The sequence below is a fragment of the Halalkalibacter kiskunsagensis genome (assembly GCF_037027555.1).
In the GTDB taxonomy this organism is placed as follows: Bacteria; Bacillota; Bacilli; order Bacillales; family Bacillaceae_D; genus Halalkalibacter; species Halalkalibacter kiskunsagensis.
On record NZ_JAXBLX010000027.1, the window covers coordinates 12,292 to 35,755 of the forward strand.

A 23,464-nucleotide genomic window follows, 5' to 3' on the forward strand; every position below is an offset into this window, starting at 1 on the left:
TCCTTTACTACTTTTTCTTATTTGCTACTGTACGACGAGGACCTTTGCGCGTACGAGCATTGTTTTTAGAATTTTGTCCACGAACAGGTAATCCACGACGGTGGCGAATCCCACGATATGAACCAATTTCAATTAGACGCTTAATGTTAAGTGATACTTCACGACGAAGGTCACCTTCCACTCTGTAGCCTTCTACTGCTTCACGAATACGTCCTAATTCTTCTTCTGTTAAATCACGAACGCGAGTATTCTCAGATACACCAGCTTTCGCTAGAATTTCAGACGACTTTGTTTTGCCGATTCCAAAGACATACGTTAGTGAAATCACTACTCGTTTGTCACGCGGAATATCGACGCCTGCGACACGTGCCATGTATAGCACCTCCTTGTTAATTAACCTTGTTTTTGCTTGTGTTTAGGGTTTTCACAAATAACCATTACCGTTCCTTTACGGCGGATAACTTTACACTTTTCACAAATAGGCTTGACTGATGGTCTTACCTTCATTTTTTTTACCTCCTATATGGTACGGAGTGCACTGATAAGAAACCTCTAATCAGGGTAAAGCAGGACAATCTCCGATTATCTTGCTAGTCGCTCTCGCAACGTATTATTTGTATCGATATGTGATTCGTCCACGTGTTAAGTCATAAGGTGATAGTTCAACTGTCACCTTGTCACCAGGAAGAATTCGAATGAAATGCATACGAATCTTTCCAGAAACGTGGGCAAGAATCTTATGACCATTTTCTAGTTCAACACGAAACATTGCATTTGGAAGGGGCTCAATTACCGTTCCTTCCACCTCAATAACATCTTCTTTAGCCATGGGTTCACTCTCCTTCCTTCAGTAAATCAGAGTGTTGCTCTAAAAATTTCGTTATTGCATAACGTAACTTTCCGTTAGTAACACGTCCTGTTTCAATAAAGCTGCTCTTCACTTCATCAGCAATGTAATCAATTAGCTCTAAGTGGTTAATGTTCTTTTTCTTCATGCGGTCTACTTTTCGCTTATCGCCATCAGCAACTTTCACAAAGCGATCATTAACTAATTCAACAATAATGCCTAGTTGCCCTTGATCACGACCTTTTGTAATTATAACGACTTGACCAATCTCCGGAGAACCAGAGTCTTGCATAGACATCATCACCTACATTTAAGCTTTTGTTAAGATTTCATATCCTGATTCTGTAATAGCAATTGTATGCTCAAAGTGTGCACAATTCTTTCCATCAACTGTTACAACAGTCCAGTCATCAGAAAGAGTGCGTACATAACGAGTTCCAGCATTAATCATCGGCTCAATCGCTAAAACCATTCCTGGTTTAAGTCGTGGACCTTTTCCTGGTGGACCATAGTGAGGAATTTGAGGATCCTCATGCAAGTCTTGCCCAACACCGTGCCCAACATACTCACGAACGATCGAATAACCTAATGGTTCTGCATAAGATTGAATAGCATGTGAAATATCTGACAAACGGTTCCCAGGTTTTGCAAACTCTAACCCTTTATAGAGGGAAGTTTCTGTGACGTCAAGTAATTCTTGATCTTTCTCAGAAATCTGGCCAACCGCATAAGTCCATGCCGAATCACCATGATAACCATTATAATAAGCTCCGATGTCAACACTTATGACATCGCCATCTTTAAGCACTCGCTTCCCAGGAATACCGTGTACTAATTCCTCATTTACCGAAGCACAGATACTACCTGTAAACCCATTATAACCTTTGAATGATGGAGTTGCTCCGTGTGTGCGAATTAACTTTTCTGCAATCTCATCGAGTTCTTTCGTAGATATGCCAGGTTGAATATGTTCTTGTAACGCTTGATGCGTTAAAGCAACAATCTTCCCAGCTTCTCGCATGATTTCAACTTCTCTTTCCGTCTTACAAATGATCATGCATGAAGTCCTTTCAAGAGACCATCGATATCTTCAAACACTTTATTTATATCTTGATCACCGTTTATGTCGCGTAAGTACCCCTTCTTTGTGTAGAAATCAACCAGAGGTTTCGCTTGTTTCTGGTTTACTTCAAGACGCTTTTTAACTGTTTCAGGTTTATCATCATCTCGTTGAACCAACTCTTTTCCATCAACATCGCAAACTCCCTCCACTTTTGGTGGATTGAAGATCACATGATATGTTTTTCCGGAAGTAGGTGATACACGACGACCTGTTAAACGATCCAGTAAAAGCTTTTCAGGAACATCTACATTAAGAACGAAATCAATCTTACGCCCCATAGAATCAAGTAAGTCTTCTAGCGCTTCTGCTTGAGCCACCGTACGAGGAAAACCATCTAATAAGAATCCATCTTTACAATCATCCTCTGTTAGACGATCACGAACGATGCCAATTGTTACTTCATCAGGAACCAGTTCTCCCGCATCCATATACGACTTCGCTTTTAAACCAAGCTCTGTTTCGCCTTTCATCGCAGCACGAAACATGTCGCCCGTTGAAATATGAGGTATTCCGTATTCCTTCACAATTCTTTCAGCCTGAGTACCTTTACCTGCACCAGGTAAACCCATTAAAATTAGATTCATTCCATACTCCCTCCATCGCTCCGATTTAACAACAGAAGGCGAACGGGAAGTGATAACTTCCCAGATCCCCTTATTACTTAATAAACCCTTTATAAGAACGTTTAATTAGTTGACTTTCAATTTGCTTCATCGTGTCTAATGCTACACCAACAACGATTAATAATCCAGTACCGCCAATTTGAACAGCTGGTGGTAAATCCATCCACGCTGTAAAGAAAACAGGTATTATGGAAACAGTAGCAAGAAAGAGTGCACCAACAAACGTTAATCGATATAAAATGCGAGTTAAGTAAGTTTGTGTTGTTTTACCGGGACGAATGCCTGGAATGTACCCACCTTGCTTTTTGAGGTTGTCAGCCATTTTTTCCGGATTCACTTGAATAAACGTATAGAAATAAGTAAATCCAATAATCAAGAGTACATATACAACCATACCAATAGGATGAGTATAATCAAATACTCTTGTCACCCACGCAGCAATCTCATTATCTGTTCCGAAAAAACCAGCAACGGTTGGAGGAAAAATGAATAAAGAAAGAGCAAAGATGACCGGAATAACACCTGCACCATTAACCTTTAATGGTAGATGAGTTGATTGGCCGCCAACTGGACTTCGACCTACTAAACGCTTCGCATATTGAACAGGTACTTTTCTTAATGCTTGTTGAACAAAGATTACAACAACAACAATCGCCAAAACAGCAAGTGCAATGAGAAGTACAGTAACAATGCTTAAGAACAATTGCTCACCAGCACCTTCAATTTGCGTCGCATAAATTTGGTTAATGCCATTAGGAATCCCAGCTGCAATACCCGCAAAGATAATAATGGAAATACCATTACCTACACCTATTGCGGTAATCTGTTCCCCGAGCCACATAAGAAAAGCAGTACCCGCTGTTAATACTAACGCAATAAATAGATATGTTGGAACACTAGGATTTGGAATTAACCCAGGAAATAATGAATTAAAACCAATAGACATTCCCAACGCTTGGATAAAACCTAATACGATTGTCCCATAACGGGTAAACTGAGCTAATTTACGTCGACCAGCTTCCCCTTCTTTTGCCCATTCAGCAAATTTAGGTACGACATCCATTTGTAACAACTGCACAACAATTGATGCAGTGATGTATGGCATAATACCCATTGCGAAAATCGAAAAGTTCCCTAAAGCTCCACCACCAAACGTATTCAAAAACCCAAATGCATTCGCTTGATCGTGAAAATTAAGAACATCCTTGTTCGCTCCTGGAACAGGAATAAAACTTCCGATACGAAAGACAATGAGCATAAGCAGGGTGAATACGACCTTTTGGCGTAAATCACCCACTCGTATAATGTTGGAGATCGTCCGGAACATTAAATCACCTCAGTTTTTCCGCCGGCAGCTTCGATAGCCTCTACTGCAGATGCTGAAAACTTATGTGCTTTAACAGTTAAGTTTTTCTCAAGTTTACCATTACCAAGAATCTTAATACCGAACTTTACATTTTTCACAGTACCCGTTTCAATAAGAAGTTCTGGAGTTACCTCAGTACCCGCATCAAAACGGTTTAACGTTTCAAGGTTAACTACTGTAAATTCCTTACGTGTTGGGTTTGTGAACCCACGTTTAGGCAAACGACGGTATAAAGGGTTTTGACCACCCTCAAAACCAGGACGTACACCGCCACCAGAACGAGCGTTTTGACCTTTATGCCCTTTACCTGCTGTCTTACCGTTACCAGACCCAATACCACGACCTACACGGTTACGAACTTTACGTGATCCTTCTGCAGGTTTCAACTCATGAAGTTTCATGTCGACACCTCCTCGTATCTATAAATAATCAATTAAGCTTCGATTTCTTTAACAGTTAAAAGGTGAGATACCTTGTTTACCATACCGCGAATCGCAGCGTTATCTTGTTGAACAACCGTTTGGTGCATTTTACGTAAACCAAGTGTATTCACAGTAACGCGTTGGTCTTCCGGGCGTCCGATAAGACTACGAGTGAGGGTAATTTCTAATTTCTTAGCCATTTACTTTCCCTCCTTATCCTAACAGTTCTTCCACGGATTTGCCGCGAAGTTTAGCAACCTCTTCAGCACGTTTTAAACCTTTAAGTCCTTGCATAGTAGCACGAACCATGTTAATAGGGTTATTTGAACCAAGAGATTTTGATAGAATATCACCGACACCAGCTAATTCAAGTACCGCACGAACTGGACCTCCAGCGATGATTCCTGTACCTTCTGAAGCATTTTTAAGCAAGACACGTCCTGCACCAAAATGACCAACAATCTCATGAGGGATTGTTGTACCAACTACTGGTACTTCAATAAGATTTTTCTTTGCATCTTCAACAGCTTTGCGGATCGCTTCTGGTACTTCTTGAGCTTTACCCATACCGAATCCAACATGGCCATTTTTATCGCCAACAACAACCAATGCAGCAAAGCGGAAACGACGTCCACCTTTAACTACTTTCGCTACACGATTGACAGCTACTACTTTTTCTTCAAGTTCCAACGTATTAGGGTCAATACGACGCATTCGTTTTCCCTCCTTTTTTCTTAGAATTGCAATCCAGCTTCTCGAGCTGCATTTGCAAGTGTTGCTACACGTCCGTGATACAAATAACCACCACGGTCAAATACAACTACTTTATGTCCATTTTCAATCGCACGTTTAGCTACGAGTTCACCTACAAGCTTTGCCGCATCAGTTTTCGTTGCATCTGCAGCTATCTCTGAATCAAGAGTAGATGCAGAAGCAAGTGTAACACCATTTACATCATCAATAAGTTGAGCGTAAATATGTTTAGATGAACGGAAAACATTTAGGCGAGGACGTTCAGGTGTTCCTGTAATCGCACGACGAACATGTGCATGTCTCTTCTTACGAGCTACGTTTTTATTACGCTTCGTAATCATTGAACGTCATTCCTTTCCGTGAGTTAGTGATTATTTACCAGTTTTACCTTCTTTACGACGAATATATTCGCCTTCGTAACGAATACCTTTACCTTTGTAAGGCTCTGGCAAACGTACAGAACGGATGTTAGATGCAATTGCACCTACACGCTCTTTATCAATTCCTTTAACAATAACCTTCGTGTTAGAAGGAACTTCGATATCAATTCCTTGTTCAGGAGTGATTTCAACTGGATGAGAGTAACCAACGTTAAGAACAAGCTTCTGACCTGACTTAGTAGCACGGTAACCGACACCGACAAGTTCAAGTGAACGTTCAAAACCTTTTGTTACACCTTCAACCATGTTATTGATCAAACTACGAGTTGTACCGTGAAGTGCACGGTGTTCCTTACTTTCAGAAGGACGCTCAACTGTAACTAGATTCTCTTCAATATTGATTTTCATGTCCTCGTGAAGATTACGCTTAAGTTCGCCTTTAGGACCTTTAACAGTCAAAAGCGTACTATCAAGTGTAATTGTAACTCCACTTGGTACTTCTACTGGCTTTTTACCAATACGAGACATTCTTGTACACCTCCGTTCATTTCAAGGATTTCTTACCAAACGTAAGCTAACACTTCGCCACCAATTTGTTGTTGACGAGCATCCTTGTCTGTCATTACACCTTTAGATGTTGAAACTAATGCGATACCTAGACCACCTAGAACACGTGGAAGTTCACCAGCTTTCGCGTAAACACGAAGACCAGGCTTACTAATACGCTTAAGTCCAGTAATTACACGTTCATTTGTAGCACCATATTTTAAGAAGATGCGAATTACACCTTGCTTGTTATCTTCGATGTACTCATAATCACGGATGAAACCTTCACGCTTTAGGATTTCAGCAACCTCTTTTTTCACCTTTGAAGCAGGTAACTCAAGCTTTTCGTGGTGAACCGTGTTTGCATTACGAATACGAGTAAGCATATCTGCAATTGGATCTGTCATGACCATAATATTTACCTCCTTCCCGTTCTTGGGATTACCAACTAGCTTTTTTCACACCAGGAATTTGCCCTTTGTGAGCAAGTTCTCTGAAGCAAATTCTGCAAAGTTTAAACTTACGTAATACTGAATGAGGACGACCGCAACGTTCACAGCGAGTATATTCTTGTACTTTATACTTCTGTGTGCGTTTTTGCTTTGCAATCATTGATTTCTTCGCCAACGTTATCCCTCCTCTTCGAAACGACTTCGATTATTTTTGAAATGGCATTCCCATTTGAGTTAAAAGTTCACGAGCTTCTTCATCCGTGTTAGCAGTTGTAACGATAACAACATCCATACCACGAACTTTATCGACTTTATCGTAATCAATTTCAGGGAAGATTAATTGTTCTTTAACACCAAGTGTGTAGTTTCCACGACCGTCAAATGCCTTTTTAGATACTCCACGGAAGTCACGTACACGAGGTAGTGATACAGAAATTAATTTATCAAGGAAATCATACATACGCTCGCCACGAAGTGTAACTTTCGCACCGATTGGCATACCTTCACGTAGTTTGAATCCTGCTATTGATTTCTTTGCTTTTGTAACTAATGGTTTTTGACCTGTGATTTCAGTTAATTCTTCAACTGCTTTATCAAGTGCTTTTGCATTCGAAACTGCGTCACCAACACCCATGTTAACAACGATTTTCTCAAGCTTAGGCACACCCATTACAGAAGAATAATTGAACTTCTCAACAAGAGAAGGAACGATCTCACTTGAATACTTTTCTTTTAATCGACTCATACGATTGACCTCCTTTCACACTCTGACTACTTATCTAAAGTTTCGCCAGACTTCTTAGCAATACGTACTTTTTTACCGTTCTCTACCTTATAACCTACACGAGTAGGTTCACCAGACTTAGGATCGATAGGCATAACGTTAGAAGCGTGAATCTGTGCTTCTTGATTCAAGATTCCACCTTGTGGGTTATCTTGAGAAGGTTTAGCATGTTTCTTAACAATGTTTACACCTTCAACAAGTACACGATTCTTCTTCGGGAACGCCTCAAGGATTACACCTTGTTTCCCTTTGTCTTTTCCAGAGATGACCTTAACAGTATCACCTTTTTTGACATGCATATTTGCCATGTTCGCACCTCCTTGACAGGGCCTTTCAATTATCTTCTATTAAAGAACTTCTGGAGCAAGAGACACAATTTTCATGAATTGATTTTCACGAAGTTCACGCGCAACCGGTCCGAAAATACGAGTCCCACGCGGGCTCTTATCATCACGAATGATAACTGCAGCATTTTCGTCAAATTTGATGTATGAACCGTCGTTACGACGAGCACCACTCTTTGTACGAACGATGACCGCACGAACAACGTCACCCTTCTTGACAACGCCACCTGGTGTTGCTTGTTTTACCGAACAAACAATAACATCACCAATGTTAGCCGTTTTACGACCAGAACCACCTAATACTTTAATACAAAGTACCTCACGTGCACCAGAGTTATCTGCAACTTTTAAACGGGATTCTTGTTGAATCATACAAACTTACCTCCCTTCAAACCAAGGTTTCTATTAGATAATAACCGCTTCTTCTACAATTTCAACTAAGCGGAAACGTTTGTCTTTAGAAAGCGGACGAGTTTCCATGATTTTAACAACATCGCCAATCTTAGCGCTGTTATTTTCATCATGTGCCTTCAGCTTTTTAGAGTACTTTACGCGTTTTCCGTATAGACGATCTTTCTTATAAGTTTCGACAAGTACACTAATTGTCTTATCCATCTTATCAGAAACAACACGCCCTGTGTAAACCTTACGTTGGTTGCGTTCCATTTAAGCAAACCTCCTTTTTAGCCGTTGTTAATTCCAAGCTCACGTTCACGCAAAACTGTTTTCGCACGAGCAATTGCTTTACGAACTTCACGAATACGGGCTGGATTATCCAATTGACCAGTCGCTAGTTGAAAGCGTAGGTTAAACAATTCTTCTTTTAGTGATTTCGTCTTTTGCTCAATTTCAGCAGTGGTTAAGTTACGAATATCATTAGCTTTCATTTGCGTCACCACCCACTTCATCGCGTTTTACAAACTTACATTTAACCGGTAATTTATGAGAAGCTAGACGTAAAGCTTCACGAGCAACTTCTTCTGAAACACCAGCGATTTCAAACATAATCTTTCCAGGCTTGACAACTGCTACCCAACCTTCAGGAGCACCTTTACCAGAACCCATTCGAACTTCTAATGGCTTAGCAGTGTATGGCTTAGAAGGGAAAATCTTGATCCAAACCTTACCACCACGCTTCATGTAACGAGTCATTGCAATACGAGCAGATTCGATTTGACGGTTTGTAATCCAAGAAGCTTCAAGCGCTTGTAAACCAAACTCACCGAAATGTACTTCAGTACCGCCTTTTGCACGACCACGCATATTTCCACGATGTTCGCGACGATATTTAACACGTTTAGGCATTAACATAATTAGTTGCCTCCTTCCTCTTTTTTCGTTCCTTTCGTTGGAAGGACTTCACCACGATAAATCCAGATTTTAATACCCAGCTTACCGTATGTTGTATCAGCTTCAGCAGTACCGTAATCGATATCAGCACGAAGCGTGTGAAGTGGAACAGTTCCCTCACTATAATGTTCTGCACGAGCAATATCAGCGCCACCAAGACGACCAGATACTTGGGTTTTAATACCCTTAGCACCAGAACGCATTGTACGTTGGATAGCTTGCTTCATCGCACGACGGAACGAAATACGATTTTCTAATTGACGAGCAATATTTTCAGCAACAAGCTTTGCATCTAAATCTGCTTGTTTGATTTCAAGAATGTTAATGTGTACACGTTTGCCAGTTAATGCATTTAGTGCTTTACGTAACGCTTCAACTTCTGAACCGCCTTTTCCGATCACCATACCTGGTTTAGCAGTAGAAATTGTAATGTTAACGCGATTTGCAGCACGTTCGATTTCTACTTTAGACACAGATGCATCTTTTAAACGTTTTTCAACATATTCACGAATTTTAATATCTTCGTGCAATAAATCAGCATAATCTTTATCAGCGTACCATTTTGACTCCCAGTCACGAATGACACCAACTCGAAGTCCAGTAGGATTAATCTTTTGACCCACGTCTTATCCCTCCTTTTTTTCAGTTACAACTAATGTAATATGACTAGTACGTTTGTTGATACGGCTCGCACGTCCCATAGCACGTGGACGGAAACGTTTTAACGTTACACCTTCATCTACAAACACTTCGCTAATTACAAGGTTGTTTGGCTCCATTTCATAGTTGTGTTCAGCATTCGCAATTGCAGAATTTAAAAGCTTTTCTACAACTGGAGAAGCAGCTTTAGGAGTGTGACGTAAAATAGCCACAGCTTCACCAACCTGCTTGCCACGAATTAAGTCTACAACTAGACGCACTTTACGAGGAGCAATACGAACTTGTTTTGCTACCGCTTTAGCTTGCATAGGATTGACCTCCTCTCTTACTTACCTATTAACGTCTTGTTTTCTTATCATCAGCTGCGTGACCTTTATACGTACGAGTTGGTGCGAACTCACCAAGTTTGTGACCGACCATATCCTCAGAAACATAAACAGGTACGTGTTTACGGCCATCATATACTGCAATTGTATGACCAATAAACTCAGGGAAAATTGTTGAGCGACGAGACCAAGTCTTGATAACTCTCTTATCCTTATCACTGCCTTCGTTCATTACTTCAACCTTTTTCATCAAATGATCATCGACAAAAGGTCCCTTTTTTAAACTACGACCCATGAGAAAACCTCCCTTCGTGATTACCCACGGTTCTAATTAGAACCGTAGTGCAACCCCGTTATTTTTTACGACGACGTACAATATGTTTATCAGACGCTTTGTTCTTCTTACGAGTTTTATAACCAAGTGTTGGTTTACCCCAAGGAGACATAGGAGACTTACGTCCGATTGGTGATCTACCTTCACCACCACCGTGTGGGTGATCGTTAGGGTTCATTACAGATCCACGAACAGTAGGACGCTTGCCTAACCAACGTGAACGACCTGCTTTACCAATGTTAACAAGTTCATGCTCAAGATTACCAACTTGACCGATTGTAGCTCTGCAAGTAGCTAAGATGTAACGAGTCTCACCAGAGTTTAAACGAACAAGAACGTAATCGCCTTCTTTACCTAAAAGTTGAGCTTCAGTTCCTGCAGAACGAACAAGTTGTCCGCCTTTTTCAGGTTTAAGTTCGATGTTATGAATAACAGTACCTACAGGAATATTCTTAAGTGGTAAAGCATTACCAACTTTGATATCCGCTTCAGCTCCTGATTCAATCATCATATCAACTTTAAGACCTTTTGGCGCTAAAATGTAACGCTTTTCTCCATCAACATAGTTGATTAAAGCGATATTAGCCGAACGGTTTGGATCGTATTCGATCGTAGCAACGCGTCCTGGAATTCCATCTTTATTACGCTTGAAGTCAATAACACGGTATTGACGCTTATGTCCGCCACCTTGGTGACGTACAGTTAACTTACCTTGGTTGTTACGTCCGCCTTTTTTGTGTAAAGGTGCAAGTAACGATTTTTCCGGTTTGTCCGTTGTGATTTCTGCAAAGTCTAATACAGACATACCACGACGACCGGCACTGGTTGGTTTATACTTTTTAATCGCCATTTCTATTTCCCTCCTTCGCTAGTATTCTTATACACCTTCAAAGAACTCAAGTTCTTTGCTCTCAGGTGTTAATGTAACGATGGCTTTTTTACGACGAGCTGTGTAACCCGTGTAACGACCAAAACGTTTTGATTTACCTTTGTAATTCATTGTGTTTACTTTGTCAACTTTCACTTCAAAGATTTCTTCGACCGCATCTTTGATTTGAGTTTTATTAGCACGAACATCAACCTCGAATGTGTATCTCTTATCACTCATAAGGTCAGTTGAACGTTCAGTAATCACAGGGCGCTTAATGATATCACGAGCGTTTGACATTACGCAAGCACCTCCTCTACCTTTTCAACGGCATCTTTCGTAATAACAAGCTTATCATGCTTAAGCACATCAAGCACGTTTACATGGTCAGCTGTAACAAACGTTACGCCAGGTAAGTTACGTGCAGATAGAGCAACAGCTTCATTATAATCAGCAGTTACAACTAATGCTTTACGGTCAGCAGATAGGCTAGAAAGAACGGCAGCCATTTCTTTAGTCTTCGGAGCATCGAAAGCTAGGTTTTCTAGCACTACGATTTCCTCAGCTTGCACTTTACTAGAAAGAGCAGATTTAATAGCTAAACGACGAACTTTCTTAGGCAATTTGTAGCTGTAGCTACGTGGCGTTGGGCCAAATACTACACCACCACCTACCCATTGTGGTGAACGGATCGATCCTTGACGTGCACGACCAGTTCCCTTTTGACGCCATGGCTTACGACCGCCACCACGTACTTCAGAACGTCCTTTTGTTTTATGTGTTCCTTGACGAAGAGATGCTTGTTGCATTACTACAGCGTCATGAAGCACACTTGTGTTTGGTTCAATTCCAAATACAGATTCATTTAGTTCGATATCTCCAACTTGAGAGCCTGTTTGGTTAAATAATGCTACTTTCGGCATGATGTGTCCTCCTTTCTTTCAATCTTTATTTTACTTTAACCGCACTTTGGATAGACACATAGCTCTTCTTTGCACCAGGTACATTACCTTTTACTAAAAGAAGGTTGCGATCTGTATCTACTTTTACGATTTCAAGATTTTGAACAGTGATTGTTTCTCCACCCATACGCCCTGGAAGTAATTTTCCTTTGAATACGCGGTTTGGAGCAACTGGTCCCATCGAACCTGGGCGACGGTGATAACGTGAACCATGAGACATCGGTCCGCGAGATTGGTTATGACGCTTAATAGCACCTTGGAAACCTTTCCCTTTCGATGTTCCTGTTACGTCAACTACATCACCTTCAGCGAATGTATCTACCTTAACTTCTTGACCTACTTCATACTCGTCAAGATTTACGTTACGGATTTCCTTGATGAAGCGCTTAGGAGCCGTGTTTGCTTTTGCAGCATGGCCTTCAGCTGGCTTGTTTGTGTTTGCTTTCTTTTGGTCAGCAAATCCTACTTGGATTGCTTCGTAACCATCAGATTGAGCAGTTTTCTTTTGAAGAACCACGTTAGGTTCAGCTTCAATAACTGTTACTGGGATTACTTCACCGTTTTCAGCAAAAACTTGAGTCATGCCAATTTTTCTACCTAAGATTCCTTTAGTCATCCGTTACACCTCCTATTAAAAATCATAATTTTATGCCATTTTTCATATCATAATAATGAGTAATTCTCATTAGTTAAATTTAATGTAAGTACTACAGCTTAATTTCGATATCGACACCAGATGGTAAATCCAAACGCATTAGCGCATCCACAGTTTGTGGTGTTGGATTCACAATGTCAATAAGACGCTTGTGAGTACGCATTTCAAACTGTTCACGAGCATCTTTGTACTTGTGAACTGCACGAAGTACTGTATATACAGACTTTTCAGTAGGAAGTGGAATCGGACCCGATACACTTGCACCTGAACGTTTTGCTGTTTCTACAATCTTTTCTGCAGATTGATCAAGGACTCTATGATCATATGCTTTCAAACGAATGCGAATCTTTTGCTTTGCCATTATAGCCCCTCCTTTATCGTCCATTTTATAAACAGACATACTCCGCGAAAATTTCCTACACCCTGCCATGGCAATGGGGCCGGGTGTGTCAGCAACCTTCCGCATCATCGCTGTCAATGACCAACGTTACACATTATACACATAATTAAAAATCAGTGCAAGTGAAAACTTACGCTGATCACACTTTTACTATTATATAGCCTCTTTTATAAAAAATCAACTTCTTTATGCATTGATTCGTTAAGTTTCCTATAGCAAATGTTGTAAACTACAATTAGCACTAATTATTGCATCAAATATAGGAGGTATTATGAAGCAATCTGTACGATTATTATGGATCTTGTCGCTTGCACAGTTTTTTGTCATGCAAGTATGGTTTAATTATTCTTCCATTATTCCCATTATAGAAGTTGAGTGGAATTTATCATCTAGTGAGTCTGGTCTTATCCTAGCTTTTTTTCATATAGGATATGTTTTGGCTATTATTTTCTATAGTTTTTTGATTACGGCATACAACCCAAAGTATTCCTTTGTTTTCGGTGCATTTCTAGCTGGTATATCTGGTATTGTTTTTGCTTTATTTGCAGAAGGTTTCTTAACAGCTCTAGTACTAAGAACGTTATCCGGTATCGGAGTAGCTGGTATCTATGTTCCGGGAATGAAAATCGTAGCAGATATATTTTCCGTTGAAAAGCGTGGACGAGCCCTTGGCATTTATGTCGGGTCTTTAGTTGTTGGATCAGGGAGCTCGTTACTTATCTCTGGCTTATTTGTAAAGTTGATAGGTTGGCAAGGGATCATTTTAGTAACATCTTCACTTTGTATTGTTGCAGCTATGTTAATTATGACAATTCGTATTCCTTCATCTATTAAGATAGAAGGAACTAAGTTAACTTTTGCGAAAATAAAAAGTGTCTTTAAAAAAAAGAACTTACTTATTAATGGCGGCTACACATGTCATTGTTGGGAATTATATGCCATGTGGTCTTGGATCGGTCCCTTTCTCGTCTTTTATTTTAGTAATCACGGATACGAGGGTGATGTCGCCATTAAATTAGGAAATACAACCGGTGCTTTAATTATTATTGTTGGAGGCATTGCCACCTATATAGGAGGTCGTCTTTCTGATAGGTTTGGTCGTGGACAAACTGCATCTGCTTTTCTAGTTATTAGCATTACTTGTTCACTCATCATAGGGTGGCTTACATTTGTCCCTGTTATTGTTATGTTAGTGATTGCGTTTATTTATGGATTCACAATTGTAGCTGACTCACCCATTTACAACACAGCAATCAGTGAAGTGACTGATCCTGAATTGTTAGGAATTGCATTAGGGATTCAATCAGTATTAGGATTTAGTGCTACAATCTTTGCTCCTTTAATCTTTGGAATTTTCTTAGATCACTATTCTTGGGGGATCGCTTTTACAGCAATTGGAGTGGTTACGATTTTAGCCCCAATTTGTTTGTATGTTCTAGTTAGAGAGAGGAATAGTAACGTTAATACATAGTTCTAAATACAATAAATTATTGAAAAGAATGGTTTAGTGATAGAGGTATGAACCTGGTAGAGAGTTTTTTCTCTCTTAGATGACCTACGTTCCTCTATAAATGCTTTTTGGTCATCATTATCCCCTTTTGATGACCTTATGATTACTTTTCTCACAATTTCATGGCGTCACAGTACCATATCTAGCATCAAATCAGATATCAATTAAACAGAAATAAAAGCCAAAAAACCACCTCGAGAAATTCGAGGTGGTTCGTTATTGTTATTACTTTTGAATTGAAGCAACAACGCCGGCACCAACAGTACGTCCACCCTCACGGATAGAGAACTTAGTACCTTCTTCGATAGCGATTGGAGCGATAAGCTCAACCGTCATTTCGATGTTGTCACCAGGCATAACCATCTCAACGCCTTCTGGAAGGTTACAAATTCCAGTTACGTCAGTTGTACGGAAGTAAAACTGAGGACGGTAGTTAGAGAAGAATGGAGTGTGACGTCCACCTTCTTCTTTAGAAAGAACATAAACTTCAGCTTTGAAGTTTGTGTGTGGAGTGATAGTACCAGGCTTAGCAAGTACTTGTCCACGTTGTACTTCATCACGAGCTACCCCACGAAGAAGTGCTCCGATGTTGTCTCCAGCTTCAGCATAGTCAAGAAGCTTACGGAACATTTCAACACCAGTACAAGTAGTTGATTTAGGCTCTTCAGTAATACCGATGATGTCGATTGTGTCACCAACGTTAAGTTGTCCACGCTCAACACGACCAGTAGCAACTGTACCACGACCAGTGATTGAGAATACATCCTCAACTGGCATCATGAATGGCTTTTCTTTGTCACGCTCAGGAGTTGGGATGTAAGAATCTACAGCATCCATAAGCTCGATGATTTTAGCTTCCCAATCAGCGTCGCCTTCTAAAGCTTTAAGAGCAGAACCTTGGATAACAGGAATGTCATCACCAGGGAAGTCGTACTCAGAAAGTAAATCACGAACTTCCATTTCTACTAACTCAAGAAGTTCTTCATCGTCAACCATGTCACACTTGTTCATGAATACAACAAGGTATGGAACACCAACTTGACGTGATAATAGGATGTGCTCACGAGTTTGTGGCATTGGACCATCAGCAGCAGATACTACTAGGATTCCTCCATCCATTTGTGCAGCACCAGTGATCATGTTTTTAACATAGTCAGCGTGTCCTGGGCAGTCAACGTGTGCATAGTGACGAGAGTCAGTTTCATACTCAACGTGTGCAGTTGAGATTGTGATTCCACGCTCACGCTCTTCTGGAGCACCATCGATAGCGTCATACGCCATTGCAGTACCTTTACCAGATTTTTTAGCTAATACTGTTGTAATTGCAGCAGTAAGTGTAGTTTTACCGTGGTCAACGTGTCCAATTGTACCAATATTGGCATGTGTCTTGGAACGGTCGAATTTTTCTTTAGCCATGATTCATTTCCTCCCTTAATTGAACATAAGTATAATTTAAGAATTTTTTATGGATAAGAAAGGTGAAAGATCGAAACGAAATTCACACCTTTCTTAGCTTACAACAAAAAGACATTAGAAACAATTATAAACAAATATTATTGTCCAGTTTGTTTCTTAATAATCTCTTCAGAAACACTCTTTGGAACTTCTTCATAATGATCAAAGAACATTGAATACGTTCCGCGTCCTTGTGTACGTGAGCGAAGTGAAGTTGCGTAACCAAACATTTCAGCTAAAGGTACAAATGCTTTAACGATTTGAGCGTTACCACGTGCTTCCATTCCGTCAACACGTCCACGACGTGCAGTAACGTCACCCATTACATCGCCCATGTACTCTTCAGGTACAACAACCTCAACTCTCATCAATGGCTCAAGTAACACTGGTGCACATTTTGATTTAGCGTTTTTAAGTGCCATTGAAGCGGCAATTTTAAACGCCATTTCACTAGAATCGACATCATGGTAAGAACCATCATATAACTTAGCTTTAATATCGATAATAGGATAGCCAGCAACCATACCATTAACTAGAGATTCTTCAACCCCTTGTTGAACAGAGTTAATGTATTCACGAGGAACAGATCCACCAACTACTGCATTTTCAAATTCAAATCCTGCTCCTTCTTCGTTAGGAGAGAATTCAATCCATACGTGACCAAATTGTCCACGACCACCAGATTGACGGACGAATTTACCTTCAACTTGAGCCGATTGACGAATTGTTTCACGATATGAAACTTGAGGAGCACCAACGTTAGCTTCAACTTTAAACTCACGCTTCATACGGTCAACAATGATATCAAGGTGAAGCTCACCCATACCAGAAATAATCGTTTGACCTGTTTCTTCGTTAGTCTCAGTACGGAAAGTTGGATCTTCTTCAGCAAGCTTCGCTAAAGCCATACCCATTTTATCTTGGTCAGCCTTTGATTTAGGCTCAACTGATAATGAAATAACTGGCTCAGGGAAATCCATAGATTCCAGAATTACAAGACTCTTTTCATCACATAGAGTATCCCCAGTTGTTGTATCTTTCAAACCTACAGCCGCCGCAATATCACCAGAGTAAACCGTAGAGATTTCCTCACGTGAATTTGCATGCATCTGTAAAATACGTCCAACGCGCTCACGCTTGTCTTTCGTAGAGTTCTTAACATAAGAACCTGAATCTAGTGTTCCTGAATAAACACGGAAGAAAGTAAGTTTTCCAACGTAAGGGTCAGTCATAACCTTAAACGCTAGTGCTGAGAATGGTTGATCATCACCAGACTCACGAATTACTTCTTCATCACTATCAGGTACAATACCTTTGATAGCTGGAACATCTAAAGGTGATGGAAGGTAATCAAGAACTGCGTCAAGCATAAGTTGAACACCTTTGTTCTTAAATGCCGATCCACAAATTACTGGGTAGAACTCAACGTTACAAGTACCTGTACGGATTGCAGCTTTAAGTTCTTCCTTTGTGATCTCTTCACCTTCTAAGTACTTCATTGTTAACTCTTCATCAAGTTCAGCCACAGCTTCTACAAGTTGCTCATGTAGTTCTTGAGCTTTATCCTTGTACTCTGCAGGAATTTCTTTTGCTTCCGTACGAGTACCAAGGTCATCTTCGTAGAAGTAAGCGACCATTTCAACAAGGTCAATGATTCCTTCGAAATCATCTTCTGCACCAATTGGTAATTGGATTGCATGCGCATTCGCTTGAAGACGTTCACGAAGAGTACCTAAAGAATAAAGGAAATCTGCACCTGTCTTGTCCATTTTGTTTACAAATACGACACGTGGCACACCATAAGTAGTAGCTTGGCGCCAAACTGTTTCTGTCTGAGGCTCAACTCCAGATTGAGCATCAAGTACTGCTACAGCTCCGTCCAACACACGTAATGAACGTTCTACTTCTACAGTGAAATCTACGTGTCCAGGTGTATCAATGATATTAATACGGTGATCTTTCCAAGAAGCTGTTGTTGCAGCAGAAGTGATCGTGATTCCACGCTCTTGCTCCTGTGCCATCCAGTCCATTTGAGATGCACCTTCATGAGTTTCACCAATTTTATGGATACGTCCTGTGTAGAAAAGAACACGTTCAGTTGTTGTTGTTTTACCGGCATCGATGTGAGCCATGATGCCGATATTACGTGTATCTTTTAAGGAGAACTCTCTTGCCATAGGGTATTTCTCCTTCCTGATTCAATCAATTTATTTAGTATGATATAAATCCTACCAGCGATAGTGAGCGAATGCTTTGTTCGCTTCTGCCATCTTGTGAGTATCTTCACGCTTCTTAACAGCAGAACCTGTGTTGTTTGCTGCATCAAGAATTTCATTAGCTAGGCGTTCTTCCATCGTTTTCTCTCCACGAGCACGTGAATAACTTACTAACCAACGAAGTCCTAAAGTCGTACGACGTTCAGGTTTCACTTCGATTGGCACTTGATAGTTAGCACCACCGACACGACGAGCTTTAACTTCAAGAACAGGCATAATGTTTTTTAGAGCTTGATCGAAAACTTCCATAGGATCGTTTCCGCTACGTTCTTTAACAAGGTCAAATGCATTGTAAAGAATCGTTTGTGCTTTACCACGTTTTCCATCCTCCATAATACGGTTGATCAAACGTGTAACAAGCTTCGACTTATAAATTGGATCTGGTAATACGTCGCGACGAGCGACTGGTCCTTTACGAGGCATAATTTACCCTCCCTTCAACTTTTAATAGATTACTTTTTAGCTTTTGGACGTTTCGTTCCATATTTAGAACGACCTTGCATACGGTTTTGAACCCCAGCCGTATCAAGTGCACCACGTACGATGTGATAACGAACCCCTGGTAAATCCTTTACACGTCCACCACGGATAAGTACAACACTGTGCTCTTGAAGGTTGTGACCGATCCCTGGGATGTAAGCTGTTACCTCAATTTGGTTTGTCAAACGTACACGAGCATATTTACGAAGTGCTGAGTTCGGCTTCTTTGGAGTCATTGTACCAACACGAGTACATACACCACGCTTTTGTGGAGATGAAAGATTAGTTTGAGACTTTTTAAAGCTGTTGAACCCTTTGTTAAGAGCTGGTGAATCAGACTTCTTAACTTTCGCAACACGACCTTTACGAATTAATTGATTAATTGTAGGCATTTTGTTTCCTCCTCTCTTCGATTAATTAAGACCACTGATCCTGGTGGATCATCTTTAGGCAAAAGGAAAGTTTTTGCCAAACGGGAAACTCCGGATGGCAAAAACACAATTACTTCCTTAAAGCAACAGTGGCTGCACCGACTTCAATTCCACAAGCTTTTCCAAGCTTCTTCATTGAGTCGACATATAAAAGTGGTATATCTTTGGTCTTAGCTAATGCTTCAACTTTGTATACTACGTGGTATTCGGCATCTTTTGCAATAAGAACTTCAGAGACAATACCATCATCAAGCGCCTTAAGCGTTTGTTTGGTACCTATAACTAGATCTTTTGCCTGTAAGACTTTTTCATAAGACATGTTTCATCCTCCAAAGCAACAGGTTTTCTCAGGCACACTTTGATATATTATCACCCTTTAGTAACGAATGTCAACATCTTTATGAAAATCATTCGTGAGTGAGCACTTCTTCTCCAACTTTAACTTCCTCGGTAGATTCAACAGCAACCTCATCGTACTCAGAAGTAATGTTTATATGACGATAACGCGGCATTCCAGTTCCAGCTGGTACAAGCTTCCCAATGATAACATTCTCTTTTAGACCAAGTAATTCATCTCTCTTACCTTTAATCGCAGCATCTGTTAAGACACGTGTTGTTTCTTGGAACGATGCAGCGGATAAGAATGAGTCTGTTTCAAGTGATGCTTTTGTAATACCAAGTAAAACAGGTTTCCCGGTTGCAGGACGCTGTCTATCAAGAAGGACCTTTTTGTTCTCATCGTTAAACTGTTGAATTTCAATAAGCGAACCTGGCAATACATTTGTTTCACCCGCATCGACAACGCGCACTTTACGAAGCATTTGGCGAACCATTACCTCTACGTGCTTATCGCCAATTTCAACCCCTTGCATACGATAAACTTTTTGTACTTCGCGAAGTAAGTACTCTTGTACGCCACTCATACCTTTAACTTTTAGCAACTCTTTAGGGTCAATGGAACCTTCTGTAATAGGCTCACCAAACTTAACAAAGTCACCAATGGAAACTTTAATTCTAGCACCGTATGGAATCGCATAATTCTTCGTTTCCATTTCACTTCGAATCGTGACCTCACGCTTATCTCCTTCTTTGAAATCAATAACTTCACCATCAATTTCAGAGATAACCGCTTGCCCTTTAGGATTACGTGCTTCAAATAATTCTTGGATACGCGGAAGACCTTGTGTAATATCATCACCGGCAACCCCACCCGTATGGAAGGTACGCATTGTAAGCTGTGTTCCAGGCTCACCGATTGATTGAGCAGCGATAATCCCAACCGCTTCCCCAACTTCTACGTCACTACCAGTAGCAAGGTTACGTCCGTAACACTTCTTACATACACCATGGCGAGTATCACACGTAAATACAGAACGAATCGTTACTTCTTCTACGCCTGCTTCAATAATCGTTCTAGCAATATCTTCATGAATCAATTCATTTTTACTAATCAACACTTCACCCGTTTCAGGATGTTTAAGTGTCTTAAATGCAACACGACCAACAAGACGATCGTATAAATTCTCAATTACTTCATTGCCTTCTTTAATCGCTTGAACAGCTAAGCCACGGTCCGTACCACAATCATCTGAGCGAACAATGACATCTTGCGCAACATCAACAAGTCGACGAGTAAGGTAACCTGAATCGGCAGTCTTAAGCGCCGTATCAGCAAGTCCTTTACGCGCACCATGAGTCGAGATAAAGTACTCGAGTACTGTTAACCCTTCACGGAAACTTGATTTAATTGGAAGCTCAATGATTCGACCAGACGGGTTAGCCATAAGACCACGCATACCGGCAAGCTGCGTAAAGTTTGATGCGTTACCACGAGCACCAGAGTCACTCATCATGAAGATCGGGTTACTTCGATCAAGCGTACCCATTAACTTACTTTGAATAACATCCTTCGCTTCACTCCATACAGAGATAACTCGATCATAACGCTCTTCCTCTGTGATTAGACCACGACGGAATTGCTTTAGAATCTTCTCAACCTTCTGTTCAGCTTCTGTAAGAATTTCTTTCTTTTCCGCTAATACGACGATGTCGGCAACCCCTACTGTTATACCTGCTCTAGTTGAGTGTTTAAATCCTAGTTCTTTCATACGGTCAAGCATTTTAGATGTTTCCGCAATCGCAAACTTTTTGAACACTTCAGCAATGACGTTACCTAAGAACCCTTTCTTAAACGGCAAAACAAGTTCGTTGTTTAAGAAATGTTCTTTCACATTTGTCGTACTAGGAACAATGTACTTTTCTGGTGTTTCTTCTTCCAAATTGTACATTGTCGGCTCATTAATATATGGGAATGTTTCCGGTAATATTTCATTAAAGATTAGTTTACCAACTGTTGTTAACAACAGCTTATCTGATTGATCTTCGCGGAATGTTGGTTTGTTAAGCGATGCTACTGGAACAGCAACTCGACTGTGCAAATGAACATATCCATTTTGATAGGCAATCAATGCTTCATTTGTATCCTTAAAAATAGATCCTTCGCCTTTTGCATCTACTCGTTCCAATGTTAGATAGTAGTTACCAAGGACCATATCTTGAGATGGTGTAACAACTGGCTTTCCGTCTTTTGGATTCAAAATATTTTGAGCTGCAAGCATTAAAATACGCGCTTCCGCTTGTGCTTCTGCTGACAATGGAACGTGGACAGCCATTTGGTCTCCATCAAAGTCTGCATTATAAGCAGTACAAACAAGTGGATGAAGTTTAATCGCACGACCTTCAACAAGAGTTGGCTCAAATGCCTGAATACCAAGACGGTGAAGAGTAGGAGCACGGTTCAATAAGACCGGATGCTCACGAATTACTTCTTCTAACACATCCCATACTTCCGGTTGAACTCGTTCCACTTTCCGCTTTGCACTCTTAATATTATGAGCAAGGCCCTTGCTAACAAGCTCTTTCATAATAAATGGTTTAAAGAGCTCAAGCGCCATTTCCTTCGGTAATCCACACTGATACATTTTTAGGTTAGGACCTACTACGATAACGGAACGACCAGAATAGTCAACACGTTTACCAAGTAGATTTTGACGGAAACGCCCTTGTTTCCCTTTCAACATATGCGAAAGAGACTTAAGCGGACGGTTCCCCGGTCCTGTAACAGGACGGCCACGACGACCATTATCAATTAACGCATCAACTGCTTCTTGAAGCATACGCTTTTCATTTTGAACAATGATATTCGGTGCCCCTAAATCAAGAAGGCGCTTCAAGCGGTTGTTACGGTTAATAACTCGACGGTAAAGGTCATTTAAATCAGATGTTGCAAATCGTCCACCATCTAGTTGGACCATCGGACGAAGCTCTGGTGGGATAACAGGAAGAACATCAAGAACCATCCAAGATGGTTCATTGCCAGAGTTACGAAACGCTTCTAATACTTCTAGTCTTTTAATCGCACGTGTACGACGTTGACCTTGAGCAGTTACTAGTTCTTCTTTTAAAAGCCCTACTTCCTTCTCTAAATCAATGTCAGCAAGTAGCTTTCGAATCGCTTCAGCACCCATTTGGGCATTAAACGAACGACCATACTTATCACGGTATGTACGATACTCTTTTTCAGAAAGAAGCTGCTTTTTCTCAAGCGGCGTATCACCTGGGTCTGTTACAACGTAAGAAGCAAAATAAATTACTTCCTCAAGTGAACGCGGAGACATGTCAAGGACAAGTCCCATACGACTTGGAATTCCTTTGAAATACCAAATATGTGATACAGGTGCAGCGAGTTCAATATGCCCCATACGCTCACGACGAACCTTTGCACGAGTCACTTCTACCCCACAACGGTCACATACAACACCTTTGTACCGAACACGCTTATACTTTCCGCAATGACATTCCCAGTCTTTTGTTGGACCGAAAATACGTTCACAGAAAAGCCCATCCTTTTCAGGCTTTAACGTACGATAATTGATTGTTTCAGGCTTCTTAACTTCCCCTCTTGACCAAGAGCGGATTTTGTTTGGTGAAGCAAGACCAATTTTCATATATTCGAAGTTGTTTACATCTATCAAGGGGCTAACCTCCCTTTTCGTTTCCATGTCTAATCGAGCACGTGACTGTAATAACGTAAAAATCCGTTCATATACAAAGTAGA

The 23,464-nt window shown here is 40.6% G+C and carries 35 protein-coding genes; 1 reads left to right on the forward strand and 34 read right to left on the reverse strand.

The window, feature by feature from the left end:
- Nucleotides 1-7: 7 nt before the first annotated feature.
- From rpsM to rpsJ, 28 genes are all read right to left on the reverse strand, one after another.
- Complete coding sequence (gene rpsM / locus SLH51_RS15735; RefSeq protein WP_335962311.1) at nucleotides 8-373, reverse strand: 30S ribosomal protein S13; 366 nt, start codon at nucleotides 371-373, stop codon at nucleotides 8-10.
- 20 nt (nucleotides 374-393) lie between these two features.
- On the reverse strand, nucleotides 394-507 hold the full coding sequence (rpmJ, locus tag SLH51_RS15740; RefSeq protein ID WP_003322638.1) for a 50S ribosomal protein L36: 114 nt from the start codon (nucleotides 505-507) through the stop codon (nucleotides 394-396).
- 103 nt (nucleotides 508-610) lie between these two features.
- Nucleotides 611-829, reverse strand: a complete 219-nt coding sequence (gene infA, locus SLH51_RS15745) for a translation initiation factor IF-1 (protein WP_010896341.1) — start codon at nucleotides 827-829, stop codon at nucleotides 611-613.
- A gap of 4 nt (nucleotides 830-833) precedes the next feature.
- Nucleotides 834-1,139 carry a KOW domain-containing RNA-binding protein gene (locus SLH51_RS15750; protein WP_335962312.1) on the reverse strand — a complete coding sequence of 102 codons (306 nt, stop codon included), beginning with the start codon at nucleotides 1,137-1,139 and terminating at the stop codon, nucleotides 834-836.
- An 18-nt stretch (nucleotides 1,140-1,157) separates the two neighbouring features.
- Complete coding sequence (gene map / locus SLH51_RS15755) at nucleotides 1,158-1,904, reverse strand: type I methionyl aminopeptidase (protein ID WP_335962313.1); 747 nt, start codon at nucleotides 1,902-1,904, stop codon at nucleotides 1,158-1,160.
- Complete coding sequence (locus SLH51_RS15760) at nucleotides 1,901-2,554, reverse strand: adenylate kinase (RefSeq protein WP_335962314.1); 654 nt, start codon at nucleotides 2,552-2,554, stop codon at nucleotides 1,901-1,903. The genes map and SLH51_RS15760 overlap by 4 nt, the downstream gene beginning before the upstream one ends.
- Nucleotides 2,555-2,627: 73 nt before the next feature.
- Nucleotides 2,628-3,920, reverse strand: a complete 1,293-nt coding sequence (gene secY, locus SLH51_RS15765; protein ID WP_335962315.1) for a preprotein translocase subunit SecY — start codon at nucleotides 3,918-3,920, stop codon at nucleotides 2,628-2,630.
- Nucleotides 3,920-4,360 carry a 50S ribosomal protein L15 gene (rplO, locus tag SLH51_RS15770; protein ID WP_335962316.1) on the reverse strand — a complete coding sequence of 147 codons (441 nt, stop codon included), beginning with the start codon at nucleotides 4,358-4,360 and terminating at the stop codon, nucleotides 3,920-3,922. Before rplO ends, secY begins: the two co-directional genes overlap by 1 nt.
- Nucleotides 4,361-4,392: 32 nt before the next feature.
- On the reverse strand, nucleotides 4,393-4,581 hold the full coding sequence (gene rpmD / locus SLH51_RS15775; protein WP_034631470.1) for a 50S ribosomal protein L30: 189 nt from the start codon (nucleotides 4,579-4,581) through the stop codon (nucleotides 4,393-4,395).
- 13 nt (nucleotides 4,582-4,594) lie between these two features.
- A complete protein-coding gene (gene rpsE / locus SLH51_RS15780) occupies nucleotides 4,595-5,095 on the reverse strand; it encodes a 30S ribosomal protein S5 (protein ID WP_332696619.1) in 501 nt (166 codons plus the stop codon).
- 20 nt (nucleotides 5,096-5,115) lie between these two features.
- Nucleotides 5,116-5,475 (reverse strand): 50S ribosomal protein L18, encoded by a 360-nt coding sequence (gene rplR, locus SLH51_RS15785; protein ID WP_335962318.1) that lies wholly within the window; start codon nucleotides 5,473-5,475, stop codon nucleotides 5,116-5,118.
- 30 nt (nucleotides 5,476-5,505) lie between these two features.
- Nucleotides 5,506-6,042: a 50S ribosomal protein L6 gene (gene rplF, locus SLH51_RS15790; RefSeq protein ID WP_335962319.1), complete on the reverse strand. Its 537-nt coding sequence runs from the start codon at nucleotides 6,040-6,042 to the stop codon at nucleotides 5,506-5,508.
- A 32-nt stretch (nucleotides 6,043-6,074) separates the two neighbouring features.
- Complete coding sequence (rpsH, locus tag SLH51_RS15795) at nucleotides 6,075-6,473, reverse strand: 30S ribosomal protein S8 (protein WP_335962320.1); 399 nt, start codon at nucleotides 6,471-6,473, stop codon at nucleotides 6,075-6,077.
- A 28-nt stretch (nucleotides 6,474-6,501) separates the two neighbouring features.
- Nucleotides 6,502-6,687 (reverse strand): type Z 30S ribosomal protein S14, encoded by a 186-nt coding sequence (locus SLH51_RS15800; protein ID WP_012957149.1) that lies wholly within the window; start codon nucleotides 6,685-6,687, stop codon nucleotides 6,502-6,504.
- A gap of 30 nt (nucleotides 6,688-6,717) precedes the next feature.
- The gene (gene rplE / locus SLH51_RS15805) at nucleotides 6,718-7,257 is read right to left on the reverse strand and encodes a 50S ribosomal protein L5 (RefSeq protein WP_335962321.1); all 540 of its coding nucleotides are present in this window, start codon (nucleotides 7,255-7,257) and stop codon (nucleotides 6,718-6,720) included.
- Between the two features lie 26 nt (nucleotides 7,258-7,283).
- Nucleotides 7,284-7,595 carry a 50S ribosomal protein L24 gene (gene rplX, locus SLH51_RS15810; RefSeq protein ID WP_335962366.1) on the reverse strand — a complete coding sequence of 104 codons (312 nt, stop codon included), beginning with the start codon at nucleotides 7,593-7,595 and terminating at the stop codon, nucleotides 7,284-7,286.
- A gap of 48 nt (nucleotides 7,596-7,643) precedes the next feature.
- Nucleotides 7,644-8,012 (reverse strand): 50S ribosomal protein L14, encoded by a 369-nt coding sequence (gene rplN, locus SLH51_RS15815; protein WP_034631482.1) that lies wholly within the window; start codon nucleotides 8,010-8,012, stop codon nucleotides 7,644-7,646.
- A 33-nt stretch (nucleotides 8,013-8,045) separates the two neighbouring features.
- A complete protein-coding gene (gene rpsQ / locus SLH51_RS15820) occupies nucleotides 8,046-8,306 on the reverse strand; it encodes a 30S ribosomal protein S17 (protein WP_335962322.1) in 261 nt (86 codons plus the stop codon).
- A 17-nt stretch (nucleotides 8,307-8,323) separates the two neighbouring features.
- Complete coding sequence (gene rpmC, locus SLH51_RS15825) at nucleotides 8,324-8,527, reverse strand: 50S ribosomal protein L29 (RefSeq protein ID WP_003322618.1); 204 nt, start codon at nucleotides 8,525-8,527, stop codon at nucleotides 8,324-8,326.
- Complete coding sequence (rplP, locus tag SLH51_RS15830) at nucleotides 8,517-8,951, reverse strand: 50S ribosomal protein L16 (protein ID WP_335962323.1); 435 nt, start codon at nucleotides 8,949-8,951, stop codon at nucleotides 8,517-8,519. Before rplP ends, rpmC begins: the two co-directional genes overlap by 11 nt.
- 2 nt (nucleotides 8,952-8,953) lie before the next feature.
- Nucleotides 8,954-9,613: a 30S ribosomal protein S3 gene (gene rpsC / locus SLH51_RS15835; protein ID WP_335962324.1), complete on the reverse strand. Its 660-nt coding sequence runs from the start codon at nucleotides 9,611-9,613 to the stop codon at nucleotides 8,954-8,956.
- A 3-nt stretch (nucleotides 9,614-9,616) separates the two neighbouring features.
- Nucleotides 9,617-9,958, reverse strand: coding sequence for a 50S ribosomal protein L22 (gene rplV / locus SLH51_RS15840; RefSeq protein ID WP_034631489.1), 342 nt, complete (start codon nucleotides 9,956-9,958; stop codon nucleotides 9,617-9,619).
- Nucleotides 9,959-9,986: 28 nt separating this feature from the next.
- Nucleotides 9,987-10,271 (reverse strand): 30S ribosomal protein S19, encoded by a 285-nt coding sequence (gene rpsS, locus SLH51_RS15845; RefSeq protein WP_335962325.1) that lies wholly within the window; start codon nucleotides 10,269-10,271, stop codon nucleotides 9,987-9,989.
- A 58-nt stretch (nucleotides 10,272-10,329) separates the two neighbouring features.
- Complete coding sequence (rplB, locus tag SLH51_RS15850; protein ID WP_335962326.1) at nucleotides 10,330-11,160, reverse strand: 50S ribosomal protein L2; 831 nt, start codon at nucleotides 11,158-11,160, stop codon at nucleotides 10,330-10,332.
- A 27-nt stretch (nucleotides 11,161-11,187) separates the two neighbouring features.
- Entirely contained in the window at nucleotides 11,188-11,478 is a 291-nt protein-coding gene (rplW, locus tag SLH51_RS15855) for a 50S ribosomal protein L23 (protein WP_332696588.1), read from the reverse strand.
- Nucleotides 11,478-12,101 (reverse strand): 50S ribosomal protein L4, encoded by a 624-nt coding sequence (rplD, locus tag SLH51_RS15860; protein WP_335962327.1) that lies wholly within the window; start codon nucleotides 12,099-12,101, stop codon nucleotides 11,478-11,480. Before rplD ends, rplW begins: the two co-directional genes overlap by 1 nt.
- Nucleotides 12,102-12,126: 25 nt before the next feature.
- Nucleotides 12,127-12,756 carry a 50S ribosomal protein L3 gene (gene rplC / locus SLH51_RS15865; protein ID WP_335962328.1) on the reverse strand — a complete coding sequence of 210 codons (630 nt, stop codon included), beginning with the start codon at nucleotides 12,754-12,756 and terminating at the stop codon, nucleotides 12,127-12,129.
- A 91-nt stretch (nucleotides 12,757-12,847) separates the two neighbouring features.
- Nucleotides 12,848-13,156 (reverse strand): 30S ribosomal protein S10, encoded by a 309-nt coding sequence (gene rpsJ / locus SLH51_RS15870; RefSeq protein ID WP_227938904.1) that lies wholly within the window; start codon nucleotides 13,154-13,156, stop codon nucleotides 12,848-12,850.
- A 310-nt stretch (nucleotides 13,157-13,466) separates the two neighbouring features.
- Here rpsJ and SLH51_RS15875 point away from each other — a divergent pair, with 310 nt between their 5' ends.
- Nucleotides 13,467-14,666, forward strand: a complete 1,200-nt coding sequence (locus SLH51_RS15875; protein ID WP_335962329.1) for an MFS transporter — start codon at nucleotides 13,467-13,469, stop codon at nucleotides 14,664-14,666.
- Nucleotides 14,667-14,930: 264 nt separating this feature from the next.
- Here SLH51_RS15875 and tuf read toward each other — a convergent pair whose 3' ends face one another.
- The 6 genes from tuf to rpoC form a co-directional block, all read right to left on the reverse strand.
- The gene (gene tuf, locus SLH51_RS15880) at nucleotides 14,931-16,121 is read right to left on the reverse strand and encodes an elongation factor Tu (protein ID WP_335962330.1); all 1,191 of its coding nucleotides are present in this window, start codon (nucleotides 16,119-16,121) and stop codon (nucleotides 14,931-14,933) included.
- 137 nt (nucleotides 16,122-16,258) lie between these two features.
- Nucleotides 16,259-18,337 (reverse strand): elongation factor G, encoded by a 2,079-nt coding sequence (gene fusA / locus SLH51_RS15885; protein WP_335962331.1) that lies wholly within the window; start codon nucleotides 18,335-18,337, stop codon nucleotides 16,259-16,261.
- 51 nt (nucleotides 18,338-18,388) lie between these two features.
- Entirely contained in the window at nucleotides 18,389-18,859 is a 471-nt protein-coding gene (rpsG, locus tag SLH51_RS15890; RefSeq protein WP_335962332.1) for a 30S ribosomal protein S7, read from the reverse strand.
- A gap of 29 nt (nucleotides 18,860-18,888) precedes the next feature.
- Nucleotides 18,889-19,308, reverse strand: coding sequence for a 30S ribosomal protein S12 (gene rpsL / locus SLH51_RS15895; protein ID WP_335962333.1), 420 nt, complete (start codon nucleotides 19,306-19,308; stop codon nucleotides 18,889-18,891).
- 109 nt (nucleotides 19,309-19,417) lie between these two features.
- Nucleotides 19,418-19,666: a 50S ribosomal protein L7ae-like protein gene (locus SLH51_RS15900; protein ID WP_335962334.1), complete on the reverse strand. Its 249-nt coding sequence runs from the start codon at nucleotides 19,664-19,666 to the stop codon at nucleotides 19,418-19,420.
- Nucleotides 19,667-19,754: 88 nt separating this feature from the next.
- Entirely contained in the window at nucleotides 19,755-23,381 is a 3,627-nt protein-coding gene (gene rpoC, locus SLH51_RS15905) for a DNA-directed RNA polymerase subunit beta' (RefSeq protein WP_335962335.1), read from the reverse strand.
- Between the last annotated feature and the right edge of the window lie 83 nt (nucleotides 23,382-23,464).